Genomic DNA, 16531 nt, shown 5'->3' with positions numbered 1-16531 from the left:
AGGGGGGGGACCGAGTCCGGCCCTATTCGTCCGGGGCGGCGAGGATGGGCGTGCCTTCCACTATGCCCTGGCAGACCAGATCCAGGTTGGCGTTCTGGCCGGGGGCCAGCCGCCGCACGGAATCGATGTCCAGCCGGAATTGCGGATCGCCTCCGGTTGGGCGGAGCATGGGCAGTTCAACCATGCGCTCAAAAAAGAAGTGGTAGGCGTACTTTCGCGCCAGGAGCAGCCGCGCCTCGTCCAGGGGCGCGTCCACCGCATCGTCCAAGAGCGCTTTGGCGTAGCTTTTTGGGCTGTCCACATCAATGGAGAAGCCCTTGCCGCGTATCCAGGCCTCTCCCGCTACCACCACCTGTTTGCCCATGGCCGAAAGTTCCACGCCCATTTTGGTGTTGTAGATGAGGATGCGGCGGCACTGCTCCAGCAGGGCGTAGGTGCTTACCGGATGCTCCGGCGGCACAAGAATGACGTTTTGTGGCAAGGGGCCGTGGCGTTGTGCCAGCTCCACATCCACCCGCTGCCGCGAGGGCAGGGTTCCGCGAATTTCGGCCGGGTGCACGCGGATCACCAGTTGGCGATCGGGATGCTCTGCATAATGGTGCACCGTGGCCACGATCCACTCCAGCATGTTGGGGAATGCGTTGGACTCGTAATGCAGCACGGCATCCCAGACCACGCTTGTCAGAAGCCCATCGCAGGGCAGGGCGGGATTTGCGCCTAACTGGCGCAGGGCCTCGGCCGCCGCGAAGTTTGGCCTGTCGAAGAACCATATCCAGTCGCCGGTGCCGTGCCGTCTGCTTTCCAGGTAGTCCAGGAGCCGTCGCTGACGGGTCTCGGTCCAGGGCATGTTCCGCCACTGCGATGGAGGGTCCGTGAGCATGGTGCGGTGGTAGGTGTCGCCGTGGCTGAAGACGAAGGTTTGGCGTCTGTAGGTGGCTGTCCAGTTCACCTGAGGTACGCCGTGTGCGCGCAGCGCTTCGCCAACGATGCCCTGGGGGACGTAGATGCCGTGGTTGAAGACGGCGGCGTCAATACGCTCACGGACGAGCAGGCGCTCCATGGCTGCCGAGGTGGTCAGGGCCGACTGCAGGAACTGCCGGAGCACGGGCTCGCCGCCAGGCTCGCCGTTCAGGTCGCCACGGGCGAAGAAGCGCAGGGTCCCGGCCAGGGCGTGTTCGCCTACTGCAACGCCGTTTACGTGGAGCGAGGCGATGTCTCCAAGGGGAGTGTCCCGCGCCAAATCCCTGGCCCGGATTATGTCTTTGGTTTTAAGGAATTCTCCGTAGCGCAACACGGACAGGCCGAGCCCCTGGTAGCTGGCCAAGGCCGGTGCGAGGCAGGCGCGGCAGGAACCACGCGAAAGCGGCCGGGATGTGGAAAAGGACGCGCTGTACCACTCCCGCTGGCAGGCCATGCAGGCATCGAGCACCCCATCGCATAGCAGCAGCGACACGCGGCAGCCGCGCAGGGTGAGGGCAGCGGCTAGCGTACCCTCCAGGGTGGTGGCGGCCATGTTAGATCCCACGCTGGTGGGGATGAGTACATGTGGGCCGTCCTGGGCCTCGCACAGGGCCTTTTGCCAGTATGCTGCGTCCGGGGCAAGCAGCGTTCCCCAATCCGTGTGGCCGGAACGGAGCACCCTGTCGCGCACGGCGCGGCGCACCGGCGCGAAGCGCAGCAGGTATTCCTTCAGGCGCTCGATCGCGTCATGCATGAGACTCCGCCCCCCTGGCCCGAAGGCTCGGCCTTGCGCCGGTCCATTGTCGAGTTGAACAGCCGCATCGTTGCGTCGGCAGTGCCACGCCAGGGGAATTTGCTCACCTGCGCCAGTCCTGCCTCTCCCAGCCCCTGGCGCAGGTCCGGGTCCGCGTCTAGGCGCCGCAGCAAGGAGGCAAGTGCGGCCGGGTTCGTCGGATCGTCCAGATACAGGGCCGCGTCGCCCGCCACCTCCGGCAAGCTGGCCAAGCCTGTCGTGACCACAGGGCAGCCGCAGGCCATGGCCTCCAGGATGGGGAGGCCAAAGCCCTCGTAGAGGCTGGGATACACAAACGCCAGGGCCCCTGCGTACAGGGCTGGCAGGTCGGCATCGTCCACATAGCCCAGGCGCAACTCCCTCCCGTCGGCTGGTGGCGCGTTGTCCCAGCCGGACCATCCCGCAATGGCCAATGGCGGCAGTTCCGGCGCGAGCTTCAAGGCCTGGCGCACCAGATGCACATTTTTCCTCGGGTCGCCGGAGCCCACGAACAGGAAATAGCGCTCCGGCAGCGAGTATCGCTCCCGTACGCTCCGGATCTGGTCAGGGGCTGGACGGCTGAAGCTGTTCAGGTCAATGCCAAGTCGGCTCACTGCAACCCGCCCCGGATCGATGCCCAGCAACTCGCCCATCTCGCGGCGCGTGAACTCAGATACGGCAAGGAAGCCGTCCACCTGTGGCAGGCGCTTGACGAAAAACCTGTCGAAGAAGCGGGCGCGCTCTGCCGGATGCCACTGCGGATGGCGCAGCAGCCCCAGGTCGTGCACGGTGAGCACGGTCTTGGTGCCTGGCGGCGTGCGGAAGGGCAGCAGCGCGGTTTCGTGGTAGATGTCGAACCCTTTGCAAAGGCGCAGGAACCTGCGTTCACGCAGATGGTGCAGCATGGCCCGGATAAGCACGGCCACAGGGCTTGGCAGAAGCCAGAAGGCTTTGGTGAGCAGCGACCAACCCGCAGTGGAGGCTGGAGAGGCGGGAATAACCCGCGTGACCCGCGCACCGTCGAAATAGGCGATCTCGATACCCGGCCGCTGGGCGAGTTCGCGGTAGAGCATGTCCACATAGCGCCCGATGCCTGTGCGCACGTTGACCAGGGGCAGGGCGTTGACGACGATCCTCATGGAATGAGTGTAGCGCGTGGCCGGGGGAAAGTCATCCGCAGACCTGGCGGAGCGCAGAGAATTCCGCGTGAGCCCGCGCCCCAGCCCGCGTCCGTCATGGAACGGGCGCATGGACGAAGGGGCGCGCCGGATCCGGCTTGAGGGTGCCCTTGCCAGGGAACATGGCGTCGTATTTGCTGTTGTCGCCGGGAACAGTGAAATAGCCATCGCGCACGGCCTCGGGGCGGCCCAAGGCCAGCAGCTCGCCTACCGTGGCAGTGCTGAAGCCCTTGTTGCGCAGGCCGGGCAGGAGCAGCTTCAGCAGCTCGTAAGTCTTGTGCGGCACGGCGTTGGCGTGCAGCAGAACGATGGACCCCGGCCGCGCCAGCGTGAGGATCCTGTCCGCCAGTTCGCGGGGGGAATGCCGTTCCTCGTCGCGTTCGCCCTCCACGTCCCACTGGATGACCGCATAGCCCATGTCCGCGAGGGTGTTCAGCGCAAGCTCCGAGCTGCGGCCATAGGGCAGGCGCATGAGCGTGAGGGACTGCGGCACGCGGGCCATGCGGTCGGCAAGCCCAGCGGTCACGGCCTTGCCGCCGAGTTCCGCCAGGAGGTTGGCGTGCTGCTGTTCGGTAAGCAACATCTGCTTGCCGATCTCCTCCCGCGTCATGAGGGCCAGGTTGCCGTGAGTCCAGGCGTGGTTGCCTATTTCGAAGCGCGGGTCGGCCATGAGCTGCATTGCCGCTTCCGGGTGCGAGCGCATCCATTTGCCGCCCGCGAAGAATGTGGCGCGGGCGTTTTCGCGGCGCAGCAATGCCACGATGCGGTTTTCAAACCCTGCGATATTGTTGGCCCGCTCGCAGAGGTCGAAGGTGAGGGCCACGAGCTTCTTTTCCGCCGGAAGCGCCACGCGGCGGATGCATCCGCGCATGTGCCGCGGCGTTGGGGCGGGCCGCGGGGGCAGGGGGGACAGGGGCTCGGGAGCTGTGGCGTCTGGCTCGCCCACAGGGCCGACGACACGGTCGGCGTCGGTCCCGGCAAGCTTCGCTGGCGTCCACAGGCCGAGGAGTCCCGTCTCGTTGAGCATGTCTGCGGCGAGACCGTTTCCCGGCATGGCAAAGGACGCAAGCAGGGCTGCGAGCAGGAGCGGGTACAGTCGGCTGCCGATGCTGGGCATGGTGGATTCCTGTTTCTGAGATCGGCCGCTACTCGACCTGCTCCGCCGGGATGGCGATGGTCGTGGCGGCTGGCGGTTCTTCGGGCGTGGCCTTGGCGGGAGGATTCGATTGCGCGTTGCCCTTGAACTCCGGTCGCAATGGCTGGCCGGTTGTGCGCTTGTGTTCAATTTCCGCCGCGCCTGCCTCCAGAGCCACAAAGCGCTTGCTGGTGCTGGGGTGGCTGCTGTCCATGGTTATGGCTTGGGGACAATCAAGGGCCATGCGCCGCCAGATGGGGGCCACCTGCCGGATGTCGTATCCTGCGCGGGCGGTGTAGTAGAGGCCCACGTAGTCGGCCTCGAATTCGAAGTCCACGCTGTACATCTGCCTGCCGATGGTCCCGCCCACATTGGGATTCCTGCCGGTGAGCACGGCCACGGGCAGGTCCACCAGAAAACGGCCGAGCACGGCGTTTCGCTGCATGGCGATGAGATGCCCGCCGGTATTGTGGGCCATTTCATGGCCGATGATGGCCGCAAGTTCGTCATCGGAGCGCACGAAGCGCATCATGCCCATCTGTACGATGATGTTGTCGCCGTCGGCGTAGGCGTTCACCTCGGCGTTGTTGCCCAGAATCGCGGGATAGTCGCACAGTCGCTCGGGTGTGAGGGTCGCGGCGATGCGTTGGCCCTGGCGCTCCACCTCCAGGGAAACCTCTCGCCCGCCCTTGATCGCCTCGTGCAGGAATTCGCGGGCCTGCTTTTTGTTTTCCGGCGTGCGTCCGGCGATGGAGAGCACGATGTCGCCGCGGCGCAACCCGGCCCTGGCCGCAGGGGAGTCGGGCGGTATCTGGAACGCCGTGGGCCGCCAGGCGACTCCCATGACCTCGGCGGCCATGTCGCGCTGCTCTTTTTTGTAATCGTCCAGTTCCAGGAAGGTCAGCCCCACCGCGTAGACTACCTGGTTGCCGCAGAGTTCGGCGTTTTTCGCGCGCACGTTCCAGGCCACGCGCGAGAGCTGGTCCAGCTTGTCCACGCGGTCCTGCAGCACCAGGCGTTGCTGTGTCCTGGCCTCGGCATCGGCGCACAGGTCATCCACGCGGGGAACGTTGGCCTGGGGCGCACAGGCCCACAGCGCCGCCACGCATACAAGCCAGGCCGCCATGAGGGAACGGGACATCTTGGACCTCCAGGCCGCCCGGAAGCTGTCCGTCCCGGTCGGGACGCGGCGGCGCATACCGACTACACGAAGGCCGCGCCCCGTGGCAAGGGGCCGTGCCGCATCCGCGCTATTTTGCGCCGAAAACCTTCTTGAGCAGGGCGGTGGTGCGCTCCGCCGGGTTGGTGCGGATGTCCTTTTCCTCCTTTGCGATCATGGTGAACAGGCCATCCTGGGCCTTGGCGTTCACGTAGGCGTCCAGATCCAGGCCGTAGGACTGGGCGAGGTTTGCGGCCAGCGGATTGGCCGTGAGCCTCTTGTAGGCCTTGGCCACGCCGACGGAATCGGTCGCCTTGGAGATGATGGGCTGCATGAGCGTGCCGATCTTGTCCCCGCTGGACTTGCGGAAATACTGGGTGGCGGCGTCGTCGGGGCCGGTGAGGATGGATTTGGCGTCGCTGACGGTCATGCTTTTCACCGCGTCGCCGAGGATTCCCGCAGCCTGGGGCACGGCCTTTTCGGCCGCCCGGTTCATGGCCAGCACCAGGTCGTCGAGGAGCTTGCCCTGCCCGGCCAGGCGCAGCGGGGTCTCCAGTTTCTGCAACTGCTCCGGCAGCAGGATGCGCACGGCCTGGTTGCCGAAGTAGCCGTCGGTCTTGCCCAGGCTGGTTATGGAGGTGGTGACGCCCTTGGCCAGCGCCTCCTTGAGGCCCTTGGTCACATCGGCATCGGAGAGTCCGGCGGCAAGCCCTGTGGCGGAGGATTTCGTCGCTGCGGGCTGGCTGGTTTGCGTGGTCTGCTGCTGCACGGCGTCGAGCACATCGGACCAGCCGGCGTGGGAATGCCGCGGGATGAAGACCGCGGCGGCAAGACACAGGGCGATGGCGGCAAAACGTTTCATGTGGGGCTCCCGGGTTTGGAGGTGGTAGGGGGCAGGTGAAGCGTACCCCGTCTCGCCGGGGTGGGCAAGAATATCCCGTTTCGCCCTGGCCTGGATGATGCATATCGGCGGGCAGGAGGAAATAAAGTCATGCGCATCAACCCCCGCATCGCCAACCAGATGTACCTGAACTCCGGAAATGAGGAGAGTTCCTGCCTGCCCACCGGAACTTACACCACGCTGGCCGCAGCCAAATACATCAAGGACAACGACAAGGACGGCGACAAGTGCCTCTCCGCCGACGAGGTCAAAATTTCCGCCGCGGCCTATGCCAAGCTCGATGCCGACAGCGACGGCAAGGTGACTCTGGACGAGATGAAGAAGTCACTGGCAGGCCAGGATGACGCCATTTTCCAATACTACAAGAACGGCGGCTCCAACACCACGGACATCACCTCGTCTCTGCTCTCTGGCTCGAACACCAGCACCAGCACGTCGGGCACGTATTCCACCCTGGCGGCCAGCCGGTATCTGAAGGAAAAAGACAAGGACGGCGATGGCGTGCTTTCGAGCGAGGAGGTTTCCCTCGACGCCTCGGTGTTCAGCGAGATCGACGCCAACGGCGACGGCAAGATTTCCAAGTCCGAGCTGAACAGCGTGCTCGCCAGCCAGGACAGCTCCATCCAGAAATACTATAAGAACGGTGGCACCGGTTCCATCACCGACTTGACTTCGCGCCTGCTTGCGACAATCTAGCAGGCATGAAGCCAACGGACAAAGTGGAGTATCCCCAGGGAGCCAGTTGCACCATCGGCAAGGGCGCTGCATCGCAGGAGGCCGACCTGGGAATCGGCGCGCGCATCTACGGCAAGGAGGGCTGCCCGCACACCAGTCGGGCCAGGGCCGCCTTGCCGCGCGCCCGTTTTGTGGATGTGCTGGCCGATCCCGCCTCCCTGGAGGAGATGCTCCGCCTTTCTGGCGGAGTGCGCCGCGTGCCGGTCATTGTGCGCAAGGACGGCGTGGAGATCGGCTTCCGCCGGGGCTCCTGACACGTCTGAACGACCGGGCCGGGCGCCCGGAACGCCGCCTTGTCCTCCTTCCCCCTTGGCAGCCGCTCCGTATTGATGCTACGTAGCGACAGGGCCTGTTCCTCCCCGCGCCACGGCCCAAGGAGGATCTCCATGCTGTCTCCCATCCTGTGTCGAGCCGTCTTGGCCATCGCCCTTATCATCCTGTCCGTGCCGCAGGCTTTGGCGCAAGACATGGTGACAAGCGACGACATTGTGCGCCAGCTTGAGAAAAAGCCCCAGCCTCCGGGCGGGGCCAGCCGTAGCTTCCGGGGCGTGCGCATCAGCACCACGCCGGAAAGCGCAGCCCAACCTGCCGGGCAATCCTTTGGCCAACCTGCCGGGCAAGCGGGCCAGCAGGCCCAGCCGCCCACCCGCGATGCCGCCGCCCCGGCCACCCCGGCGGCCAAGCCGCAGGCCACGGTGTATCTGTACTTCAAGTCCGGCTCGGCAGAACTGGCGGACGAGTTTTCCGCGCGGCAGCTGGCCGCCGTCGGCAAGGCCCTGGCCGCCTTGCCTGGAGCCCATTTCGAGATCGGCGGGCATACCGATTCCATTGGGTCGGATGAAGCCAACCAGTCGCTTTCCGAGCGGCGCGCCCAGGCCGTGCGCACGCGGCTCATCGAAAGCTACGGCCTGAAGCCCGAATCCGTGGCGGCGCGCGGCTACGGGGAATCCCAGCCCCTGGCCGACAACGGAACCGAGGCCGGGCGCGCCAAGAACCGCCGCGTGGTCATCACGCGTCTGGACTAGCGCTCAGGCGAAGCCACACACACCCAGAGGGCGGCATGGACGGCAATGGACAGAAGGACGAATGCGGCACGCTGCGGGGGGTGATCGACCAGGAGCACAAGGCCCTGGAAGCCCTTATCGCCAAGGTCCAGGGGATATGCGGCCAGCCCGATGCCGAGTTGGGGCTCATGCACGCCCTGACCGACATGTATCTGTACGCCAAGGCGCACTTTTTCGACGAAGAGTGGCTCATGGAGCGCCTGGGCTACCCGGAGCGCGTGGGGCACGCCGCCCGGCACAGGGAGTTCCTGGAGCGCACGCACGACTTGGCCGATGCCTGCCTGGACGGACGGCTCGATTACAGTGAGCTCGCGGTCTTTTTGTCCGACTGGCTTGCGCGCCATGTGGAGGGAGAGGACGCGCGCATCATGGCCTATGCGCGGCAAACCGGGCAGGAGCAGTATGCCGGGTGAAGCCGCCCGGCGCGGCGACCATGCACGGGGCACGTGCCGCGCCGGGGGGCGGAGCGTCAGCCCTCTCGGCTGGCGCGCACGGGGTAGGGCGGGGCGTTCTTGATGGCCCTGCCCAGCCAGTCTATGGCTTGGCCCAGATGGCGCATGTTGGCCAGGCCCTCGGCGTCCGCCGCCACCTTGCCCGGCTCCAGGCCGTAGCCCATGTTCCAGTAGGTCGATCCTGGCAGCACCATCTGCGAGATCTGAAACAGATGGTTCATGGAGTCGAACACGTGTGTGGCCCCGCCCCGGCGCACCGCCACCACGGCCGACCCGATCTTGCCCGCCAGCAGGCAGCCGTTGGCCATGGCCACGAACCCGGCCCGGTCCATGAACGCCTTCATCTCCGCGCTGACGTCCGCGAAATAGGTGGGAGAGCCGAGCACGATAGCGTCGGCCTCAAGCGCTTTCTCGAAGACCTCGTTGAAGACGTCCTTGCCGAAGACGCAGCGCTTATCCTTCTTTTCCCAGCACTTGAAGCAGGCCCGGCAGCCCTGGATGGTCCTGCCGCCCAGTTGCACCAGCTCCGTCTCCCACCCTGCCAGGGCCAGGGGTTCCAGCACCGCCTTGAGCAGGTGCTCCGTGTTGCCGCCCTTGCGCGGGCTTCCGTTGATGGCCACCGCTTTCATTGTCTTCCTCCGTGTTCTTGGTTGACGCCCAGATTTGGGACGGTTAGTGGATAGCCAGCGCCTGCAAAAAGTGCAAGTACGGTATTTTTTGTCAGGTACTATCAGTTTGTATAGCTAAGCCTGGGGAGGGCACATGACGGGCCAGTGCGCCACAAAGCAACTGCAAGGCCGGACGTACCGGTGTTATTTCGAACTGGCTCTTTCGGTCATGGGCGGCAAGTGGAAGCCCATCGTGCTGTACCATCTGGGCCAGGAGGGGGTGCGGCGCTACAGCGAGCTTAAGCGCCAACTGCCCGAGGTCACCGACCGGATGCTGACCCGACAATTGCGAGAACTGGAGGCCGACGGACTGGTCCTGCGCGAGGTGTTCCGGCAGGTGCCGCCCAGGGTGGAGTACAGCCTGACGCCGCAAGGCCTTGGCCTGTTCCCCATCCTGCTGGCCATGCGGGACTGGGGCGCGGGGTATGAAGCGGCCATGGGCGGGGCCAGCGTGGTCTCCGCTGGAGAACCCGAGGGCGAGGTGCCGGCCAGCCTGCATCCTCGCTACCAGGGTCGGGCGTTCCAGGGGGAGTGAGGCCCTCGGGCCTGTACAAGCGCACGGGGGCGGCATAGGATTCCAGCCCGCCCCGGCGCCGTTGGCCGGGAACACCACATGGCGGTTCCGGCCGCCCGGAGCGTGCATGTCCGATATCTCCGCGGCCATACAATGGGCCGCTCTTGTCATTCTTTCCGTTCTGCTTGCGGCCGCGCTTGAGTGGGCCTCGTTTCCTGCGGCCATGCTCCTGGGCCCCATGCTGGCGGGCGTGGCCTTCGCCTTGCGCGGGGCCAGCCTTTCCGTGCCCCGCCAGGCCTTCATCGGCGCCCAGGCCGTGATCGGCTGCCTGGTGGCGCTGACCTTTTCCCCCGCCACCCTGGTGGCCCTTGCGCGGGATTGGCCGCTGATGCTGCTCGTCATCGCGCTGGTGATCGTTTTCGGGGCGGCGGTGGGCATGGCGCTCATGCGGTTCGGCAGCTTGCCGGGGAACACCGCGGCCTGGGGAACCTCGCCCGGCGGCGCGGCCGCCATGACCGCCATGGCCGAGTCTTTTGGCGCGGACATCCGCATGGTGGCCTTCATGCAGTACCTGCGCGTGTTCATCGTCATTCTTACCGCATCGGCGGTGTCCTGGCTGTTGCTCGGCCACGCGGCCGCGCCGCCCGCGCGTTCCTGGTCGCCGGGGTTCGACGCCCCGCTGCTTCCGCTTGCCCAGACCCTGGCCCTGGTGGGGGCGGGTGTGCTGGCGGCGCGTTGCAGGCGCATGCCCGCCGGGGCGCTTTTGGTGCCCATGCTGGCCGGGGCGGGTCTCAACTCCCAGGGGATCATAAGCATCACGCTGCCGCCGTGGCTGTTGTGGTGCGCCTACGCAAGCCTCGGCTGGTACATCGGCCTCAAGTTCACGCGGCAGACCGTGGCCTACGCCCTGCGCGCCGTGCCCCAACTGTTGTTGGCCACCTTCAGTCTCATGGCCCTGTGCGGCGGTGCGGCATGGATGCTCCACGCCTGGGCCGGGGTGGACGCGTTGAGCGCATATCTGGCCACCAGCCCGGGGGGGCTGGACTCCGTGGCGGTCATCGCCGTGGGCAGCGGCTGCGACGTTGGGTTCGTGTTGGCCCTGCAAACCCTGCGACTGTTCGCAGTGGTGCTTGCCGGACCGCTTGTGGCGCGCTTGGTGTGCCGCGTCAACGGCCGCAGCGCGCGCGGCATGGTCCAGGCGGCAAGGCAATGAAAAAGGACGGCGGTCGTCCCGTCGTCCTTTTTACATATTGATATAATTTTGTGCCCATGGCGGGGTGTCCGGCCCAAACGGGGGCAACTCCACCATCCCACCAGAAATATCCAAACGACCTTCCCGAGATTTACCGAGGCGTTCGTGGATTACTGCTGAAATCAACAAGGGCGGACCCAAACGATACGCCCTTGTCGCCTTCAAACCGCCAGCTACGGTAACTCAGGCAAAGGGACCACGAGTACCGGGATCTTCGTGTTCTTGATCGTCTGTTGGGCGACGCTGCCAAGCACTAGGCCGAGCAGTCGGCCATGGCCATGCGTTCCCATGACGAGGAGGTCGTATCCGCCCTTCTCAGCTTCTTGGAGAATCTGCTCCGCCGGGTTCCCGGTGATGATCTTGATTTCGGCTTCGGCAAAATGGCGCGCCGAGCGCTCGGATGAAAAATCTTCGGCGGCCATCGCCTCCAGCCGCTGCCGCATGGCCTTGTCTACGTTGACGTACTCTCCTTGGCTGATCCAATGAGCGCCGTCCTCGCCAAAGGCCTGCTCAAGGTCTATCCCCGCCTGCTCGCTGAATAGTTCCAGCGGGTCAGGGAGGACATGCAACACGGTCACGACGGCGTCAAAACGCTCTTCTAACGCAGCCACATGGCGCAACGCCTGACGAGCCGTTGCGGACAAATCCGTCGCGTATAATATTTTTCTGTATTGCGGCAGCATGGCTCCCTCCATATGGATTATGCTTCAGGCGGTCACAGACTTTTCGGAGGACACGCCGAACAGGCGACCGGTCAAACGTACATACCAAGCCGCAGACTGCACCTGGATGATGTAGGCCGCAGCCACAACGAGCGCAGCGTCAGCTCCCTGCTCTCCAAATGCATTCATGGCGATGGCCAACGCGATGGAGAGGTTGCGCATAACGGAACCGTAAACCATGGCGATGGCGTCGTTCCGAGACAGGAATCTCTTGCCCACAATTGTGCTCAAGGTGAAATTGATGGCGTACAGGAGCGCCAATGGCGCGAGAATGGCCAGCAACACTTCCGGAGAGTTCATAATTGTCCTGGCCTTGAGCGCCAAGGCCACAAATACGACGCCAAGGACGCCAAGCGTGGAAAGCGGAGGAAAACGCGGACCGAATTGTGTCTGAAATGTTTCCTGGCCATACCTCTTTACCAGCATACGCTGGGTCGCATACCCCAAAGCCATGGGAAGGAAGACAATGACGCATATCTGCTTGAAAACCGCCGCGACATTAACCTCAATGGCCGTCCCCATCAGCGCTTGGACATAAATCGGCGTCGCCAGCGAGCCCACGACAAGGCCGACAACCGTCATCTTTACAGCGGCTGCGACATTTCCCTTGGCAAATCCCGTCCATGAAATGGTCATGCCGCTGGTTGGCAAGAGCCCAGCCAGCAGCAGGCCAAGCGCCATAAAAGGCCTGTGCTCGAAAAACACCTGGCCGATGGCCCAGGCAAGAAAGGGGATGACGACAAAGTTCACGGTCTGGGCAAGGACCTGCGCCTTGGTGTCGCCTCCCTGGAAAACCTGTTGCACCTTGAGCGTCACCATCATGGGATACACCATGAGAAACGTGAACGGGATAATCAGATTACGCAACCAATGGACATCGGCGGTGAGACCGAAAAGAAAACCCAACAGCATTGTGGCCGGGATGGCCAGAATGAGATTTTTGGTAATTTTTTGCAGTAAGCGCGTCATGCGGCATCTCTCCATAATATGCTTATCATGTTGAAGATCGGCGCGTTGTTATGCGCGATGAGGCCTGTGAACCGTTGCCCGTCAACATTCAAACGGGCTGCGCCTCCCTGCCGGGCGCGCCGCGTTGCTCCTCGCCGTTTTCCGATCCGGCACGTTCGGCACCAAGGCAATCGGGGGTGAAACAGGGCGGCGCATCCTCGATCCTGTAAACGGCGACGCCATATCGTTCCGGCGCCAGGACAAAACGCTTGCCGCAAGACTCACAGCCGACAGAGATTGGCTCATAGCCGCCCTGGTGGACAACGGCTTGATTTTTATGGCAATAGGGGCATAAGATCATATGTGTCATGGTCGAAGACCTCCTCACGGTTCGACCTCACTATGCCCCATACGCGTCGCGCGGACATTGATCGCGATCAACGGAGGGATAATAATGGGAAAAAATGGAGGACACGGTCGAACCACGGTATCGGCCGACGAATTGGAGGCCATTCCGCTTTTCGCATCGCTTAGCGAAGCCCAACGGGAGCGCATCGCTCAAGAGGCGTCCGTGGAGTCCATTGCGGTCGGGGGCCTATATTTCAGCGAACGAACAGCCTCAACCGGATTCCATATCCTTCTTTCGGGAAGGGTGAAGCTTTTCAAGGTTGCGGAGGACGGCAAGGAGCAAACCATCTACATCTTCGGGCCTGGGGAGCCGTTTTGCCTGTGCTCGGAATTTTCCGACGGCCAGCTTCCAGCCAATTTGACGGCTCTTGAATCAAGCCGGGTGCTTGTCCTGGCGCCGCAACCGTTCGAACGGCTGTCTCAAAAAGACCCGGCCATACTGCTTGCCCTGTTGAGGATTGTGTCGAGACGACTCAAGGAAGCCATGGAGATGATCGACGCGCTATCCCTGAAACAAATCCCGTCCCGCATTGCCGCCTACCTTCTCACGCACGCGCAGGGCGAATCGATCCGTCTCGGAATTACGCACCGCGAATTTTCCAAGATCATAGGCGTCACCCCGGAAGCCCTTTCGCGGACGCTGACGAAGATGACGAAAAGTGGGCTGATCAAACAGGGCGATGGCGAAATCCGTATTATAGAGAGACGACTTCTTGAAGATTGTCGGGACGGATCATGCGCAGTTGTCACCAAGGAATGAGCAGGAGCCTTGGCCGCAAACGCAGCACCTGGAGAAAGAGAAGGAACAGTTGTAAAATCAGGTGGCTGAATACGATATCGGCTACCATGGGACGACTTTGGCAGAAGATGCAGGATGCGCGCTGTGTGCCACGTTGTGTCCCAAGCGCTTCCCCCTCTAGCCTTCCAGTGCCTCTTTCTGTACAGTCCCGCCAACTAAGGGGATTGCCGCGCCATGCCTGATTCCAACGCCGTTGCCGCCTTCATCAAACGCTGGTCCGCGTCTGGCGGCAACGAGCTGGCCAACTCGCAGCTTTTCTTCGGTGAGTTCTGCGCGCTTTTCGGCTTCCCTCCGCCTGATCCGGCCACCGCCGCCAACGAAACCAACGCCTATTGCTTCGAGTGAAAGGTTTTCGTTCCAATCGGCGGCGGCAAGACGGAAATGAAGCGCCTGGACCTGTACAAGCGCGGCTGCTTCGTGCTGGAGTCCAAGCAAGGCCAGGAAGTCGCCCTCAAGACCTCGCTTACGCTGCCCCTTCAGGGCCTCACCAAGTCCAGCGCGGTCAAACGCGGCTCCCGCGCCTGGGAAGACCTTATGGCCCGCGCCAAGCGCCAGGCCGAAGGCTACGTGCGCGCTCTGCCCGCGAATGAGGGCCGCCCGCCCTTCATCGTCGTGGCGGACGTGGGCTGCTGCTTCGACATCTACGCCGAATTCTTCTGCACGGGTGGCGTGTACATTCCTTTCCCAGATCAGGCGCGCAGCCGGATCACGCTTGAAGGCCTGGCCAAGCCGGAGGTGCAAGCCTTCTTTCAGGCCCTTTGGGCAGACCCGCTTTCGCTCGACCCCTCGCGCCGCGCCGCCCGCGTCACCACAGAGATAGCAGGCTACCTTGCCGCCCTGGCCAAGAGCCTGGAGGCGGACGACCACGACCCGGCCAAGGTTGGCTCCTCCTTGCTCCACTTCTTGGAGCGAGTGGAGCAAAATTGGAGCAAGACGGCAATGAAAAAGGACGGCGGTCCTCCCGTCGTCCTTTAATCTGTAGATTTTCTTGGTGCCCAGGGCGGGGGTCGAACCCGCATACCCCGAAGGGTGAGGGATTTTAAGTCCCTTGCGTCTACCAGTTTCGCCACCCGGGCAACCGGGCACTCTCCTACATGCTCGCAGGGCCGGGAGTCAATGAATCGGGCCTACGAGCGCCCGAAATGACGCAGATAGTTGGCGTACAGCCGGGGCGGCAGGCGCGAGAAGCGGTCGAAGTCGCCCAGCATCTCCAGCCCAGGCACCAGGGCCCGCACAACCGGAATGCCCAGGTCGCGCCGGGTGAGCTCCGCGTACACGGGCTTGAGGCCGTTGGCCAGCAGGGTTTCCTCCAGCACCAGCAGATCGCCCTCGGCGCTGCCGGTGGAAAAATCGGGCAAATCCTCCAGCCTGCGCACGGGCAGCCCCTCCGGAGCGGGGGCGGAGGCCGGGCCGGGGTACGGGTAGGGAATTTCGGTGAGCGCCGAAACCAGCGCGCGCGGCCCGCAGAGTCCGGCGCCCATGCCCTTGTTCACGTCGCCGTGGCGACCGGTGAGGATGGCCTTGTAGCAGGGCACCCCGAATTCTGGCGTGCAGTCCATGAACCACACGCTCATGCCGCAGGCCTCGATATCGGCCAAAAGCTTGGCCACGCGCTCGTCAGCGGCCTCCAGGCGGAAGCAGCGCGACAGGGCGAAGGGCGTCACCGCCTCGGCGTCGCGCTCAATGACTTCGCACAGGGCGTGGACTTTGGCTTCCTCCAGCGTGTTGCCCGAAGCCAGCCCAGTGGATCCCAGGGCGCTGACCAGGCTCTGCTCGTCCAGGTTGGCGAAGAGGTATACCAGTTGCACCGGGATCAGCGCAGGCGCGATTCCGGTTGCCGTGCGCTCCTGCGCGGGCATCCAATGAAGCGTTTGGCCTCGGTAGGGGGCCTCCAGCCGCAGGCGCGAAAGGTCAAGGGCGTTCTGGCCGGCCAGTTCCGCCTGGGCGCCGCGCGTCACGGGGCACTCGAAGGCCAAGCCGCTAATGGCGCGTTGGCCCAGGCTGGCGTAAGAGGACACGCGCTCGGCCACCTCCATGGCATAGGATGCGCGCGCGGAGTCCAGGTCAAGCCCCCGGCCGTAGCTGGTTTGCAGCCCCGAGAGGGTGTAGGCCATGCGGCCGCTCTTGATCGACACGTCCACCATCCAGTGCCGCAACAGTGCCTTGGGGCTCAGGCAAGCCTTGTGCGCCATCTCCGGCCCCAGGAAGACGTTCTTGGCCGTCAGCCGCTCCAGGGCGTGGGCGCAGGTCTCGGCGGCCGGGCGGCGGGGCTTGGGCTCTGGCAGGCCAGGGGCCAGGCGGGCGCGGATTTCGGCGGCGGTGATGGCGGGTCCGGGCAGGGACTCGCGCGCATAGGGTTCGGCCAGGTCCAGGGTCTCCGGCGCGGGCAGGGGCTCGTGCCCCACGATGTTGCGCTGCATGAGCATGGTCCACGCGTTGTGCAGGGGCTGGTCGGGCAGAATATGGGAGCGCAGGTGCAGGGCCGGAGTGTGGGCGGAGAGCGCCTCCGCGTCGCACCGCGCCATGCGCGGCAGCAGGTGGGCCAAGCGCTCGTGCCCCAGGCAGGCCTCGTACAGAAGCGCCGCCAGCACCGGGTCCGTAACCACGCCGTCCCGGCAGGCCTCGTCCATGAGTTTTTCGACCTTTTTGGTGCGGTGCTCGCCCAGCTTGGCGAGCAGGTGCTGGTGCATGAAGTCATCCAGGGGCTGCGCCCGCAGGTGGTCCAGCATTTCGTTGAAGCTGAGGTTCGGGCCGGGGTGCGCGGCAAAGCAGCCGACGCCCGAGACGGTGTCCATGAGGCGGAGTTCATAGCGCATGGGGGCTCCAAAGGGCGGCGGATGAATGCATACTTTCTTGGACTGATT

The 16531-nt window shown here is 64.3% G+C and carries 19 protein-coding genes and 1 tRNA gene; 9 read left to right on the top strand and 11 right to left on the bottom strand.

Features of this window, described 5'->3' with window-relative positions:
- Nucleotides 1-22: 22 nt before the first annotated feature.
- The 5 genes from CHB73_RS02645 to CHB73_RS02625 all read right to left on the bottom strand — a co-directional run bounded on the left by CHB73_RS02645 (nt 23) and on the right by CHB73_RS02625 (nt 6066).
- Nucleotides 23-1714: a capsular polysaccharide export protein, LipB/KpsS family gene (locus CHB73_RS02645; protein WP_143337292.1), complete on the bottom strand. Its 1692-nt coding sequence runs from the start codon at nt 1712-1714 to the stop codon at nt 23-25.
- The gene (locus CHB73_RS02640) at nt 1690-2871 is read right to left on the bottom strand and encodes a glycosyltransferase family 4 protein (RefSeq protein ID WP_089272251.1); all 1182 of its coding nucleotides are present in this window, start codon (nt 2869-2871) and stop codon (nt 1690-1692) included. Before CHB73_RS02640 ends, CHB73_RS02645 begins: the two co-directional genes overlap by 25 nt.
- Before the next feature lie 94 nt (nt 2872-2965).
- Complete coding sequence (locus tag CHB73_RS02635; protein WP_089271774.1) at nt 2966-4027, bottom strand: polysaccharide deacetylase family protein; 1062 nt, start codon at nt 4025-4027, stop codon at nt 2966-2968.
- Nucleotides 4028-4055: 28 nt separating this feature from the next.
- The gene (locus tag CHB73_RS02630; protein ID WP_179216857.1) at nt 4056-5186 is read right to left on the bottom strand and encodes a M48 family metallopeptidase; all 1131 of its coding nucleotides are present in this window, start codon (nt 5184-5186) and stop codon (nt 4056-4058) included.
- A gap of 109 nt (nt 5187-5295) precedes the next feature.
- Nucleotides 5296-6066 carry a DUF4197 domain-containing protein gene (locus tag CHB73_RS02625; protein WP_089271770.1) on the bottom strand — a complete coding sequence of 257 codons (771 nt, stop codon included), beginning with the start codon at nt 6064-6066 and terminating at the stop codon, nt 5296-5298.
- A gap of 129 nt (nt 6067-6195) precedes the next feature.
- On the opposite strand from CHB73_RS02625, the gene CHB73_RS02620 reads away from it, so the two are divergent.
- From CHB73_RS02620 to CHB73_RS02605, 4 genes are all read left to right on the top strand, one after another.
- The gene (locus CHB73_RS02620) at nt 6196-6801 is read left to right on the top strand and encodes an EF-hand domain-containing protein (RefSeq protein WP_089271768.1); all 606 of its coding nucleotides are present in this window, start codon (nt 6196-6198) and stop codon (nt 6799-6801) included.
- A gap of 92 nt (nt 6802-6893) precedes the next feature.
- The gene (gene uxx1, locus CHB73_RS02615) at nt 6894-7094 is read left to right on the top strand and encodes a UXX-star selenoprotein family 1 (RefSeq protein WP_235641499.1); all 201 of its coding nucleotides are present in this window, start codon (nt 6894-6896) and stop codon (nt 7092-7094) included.
- A 132-nt stretch (nt 7095-7226) separates the two neighbouring features.
- Nucleotides 7227-7865 carry an OmpA family protein gene (locus CHB73_RS02610; RefSeq protein ID WP_327438359.1) on the top strand — a complete coding sequence of 213 codons (639 nt, stop codon included), beginning with the start codon at nt 7227-7229 and terminating at the stop codon, nt 7863-7865.
- A 35-nt stretch (nt 7866-7900) separates the two neighbouring features.
- Nucleotides 7901-8317: a bacteriohemerythrin gene (locus tag CHB73_RS02605; protein WP_089271764.1), complete on the top strand. Its 417-nt coding sequence runs from the start codon at nt 7901-7903 to the stop codon at nt 8315-8317.
- 56 nt (nt 8318-8373) lie between these two features.
- On the opposite strand, the gene CHB73_RS02600 is transcribed toward CHB73_RS02605, so the two are convergent.
- Nucleotides 8374-8985, bottom strand: a complete 612-nt coding sequence (locus tag CHB73_RS02600; protein WP_089271762.1) for a flavodoxin family protein — start codon at nt 8983-8985, stop codon at nt 8374-8376.
- A gap of 133 nt (nt 8986-9118) precedes the next feature.
- Here CHB73_RS02600 and CHB73_RS02595 point away from each other — a divergent pair, with 133 nt between their 5' ends.
- Nucleotides 9119-9559 (top strand): winged helix-turn-helix transcriptional regulator, encoded by a 441-nt coding sequence (locus CHB73_RS02595; RefSeq protein ID WP_089271760.1) that lies wholly within the window; start codon nt 9119-9121, stop codon nt 9557-9559.
- Nucleotides 9560-9665: 106 nt separating this feature from the next.
- Nucleotides 9666-10751, top strand: coding sequence for an AbrB family transcriptional regulator (locus CHB73_RS02590; RefSeq protein ID WP_089271758.1), 1086 nt, complete (start codon nt 9666-9668; stop codon nt 10749-10751).
- A gap of 212 nt (nt 10752-10963) precedes the next feature.
- Here CHB73_RS02590 and CHB73_RS02585 read toward each other — a convergent pair whose 3' ends face one another.
- From CHB73_RS02585 to CHB73_RS02575, 3 genes are all read right to left on the bottom strand, one after another.
- Nucleotides 10964-11473 carry a universal stress protein gene (locus CHB73_RS02585; protein WP_089271756.1) on the bottom strand — a complete coding sequence of 170 codons (510 nt, stop codon included), beginning with the start codon at nt 11471-11473 and terminating at the stop codon, nt 10964-10966.
- 24 nt (nt 11474-11497) lie between these two features.
- A complete protein-coding gene (locus CHB73_RS02580) occupies nt 11498-12481 on the bottom strand; it encodes an arsenic resistance protein (protein ID WP_089271754.1) in 984 nt (327 codons plus the stop codon).
- Between the two features lie 88 nt (nt 12482-12569).
- Nucleotides 12570-12830, bottom strand: a complete 261-nt coding sequence (locus CHB73_RS02575) for a hypothetical protein (protein WP_089271752.1) — start codon at nt 12828-12830, stop codon at nt 12570-12572.
- Nucleotides 12831-12887: 57 nt separating this feature from the next.
- On the opposite strand from CHB73_RS02575, the gene CHB73_RS02570 reads away from it, so the two are divergent.
- The 3 genes from CHB73_RS02570 (at nt 12888) to CHB73_RS02565 (ending at nt 14642) form a co-directional block, all read left to right on the top strand.
- Nucleotides 12888-13628 carry a Crp/Fnr family transcriptional regulator gene (locus CHB73_RS02570; protein ID WP_235641477.1) on the top strand — a complete coding sequence of 247 codons (741 nt, stop codon included), beginning with the start codon at nt 12888-12890 and terminating at the stop codon, nt 13626-13628.
- Between the two features lie 213 nt (nt 13629-13841).
- On the top strand, nt 13842-14012 hold the full coding sequence (locus CHB73_RS16685; RefSeq protein WP_179216856.1) for a hypothetical protein: 171 nt from the start codon (nt 13842-13844) through the stop codon (nt 14010-14012).
- A 36-nt stretch (nt 14013-14048) separates the two neighbouring features.
- Nucleotides 14049-14642, top strand: coding sequence for a type IIL restriction-modification enzyme MmeI (locus tag CHB73_RS02565; RefSeq protein WP_089271748.1), 594 nt, complete (start codon nt 14049-14051; stop codon nt 14640-14642).
- Nucleotides 14643-14656: 14 nt separating this feature from the next.
- Here the strand turns inward: CHB73_RS02565 and CHB73_RS02560 are convergent.
- Nucleotides 14657-14743: transfer RNA gene (locus CHB73_RS02560), tRNA-Leu, on the bottom strand.
- Between the two features lie 51 nt (nt 14744-14794).
- The gene (locus tag CHB73_RS02555; protein ID WP_089271746.1) at nt 14795-16483 is read right to left on the bottom strand and encodes a YcaO-like family protein; all 1689 of its coding nucleotides are present in this window, start codon (nt 16481-16483) and stop codon (nt 14795-14797) included.
- Nucleotides 16484-16531 lie beyond the last annotated feature (48 nt).

Source organism: Humidesulfovibrio mexicanus, from assembly GCF_900188225.1.
GTDB classification, from domain to species: Bacteria; Desulfobacterota; Desulfovibrionia; order Desulfovibrionales; family Desulfovibrionaceae; genus Humidesulfovibrio; species Humidesulfovibrio mexicanus.
Note: the sequence above shows the minus strand (reverse complement) of the source record. Positions and strands in the feature narration are given on the sequence as shown.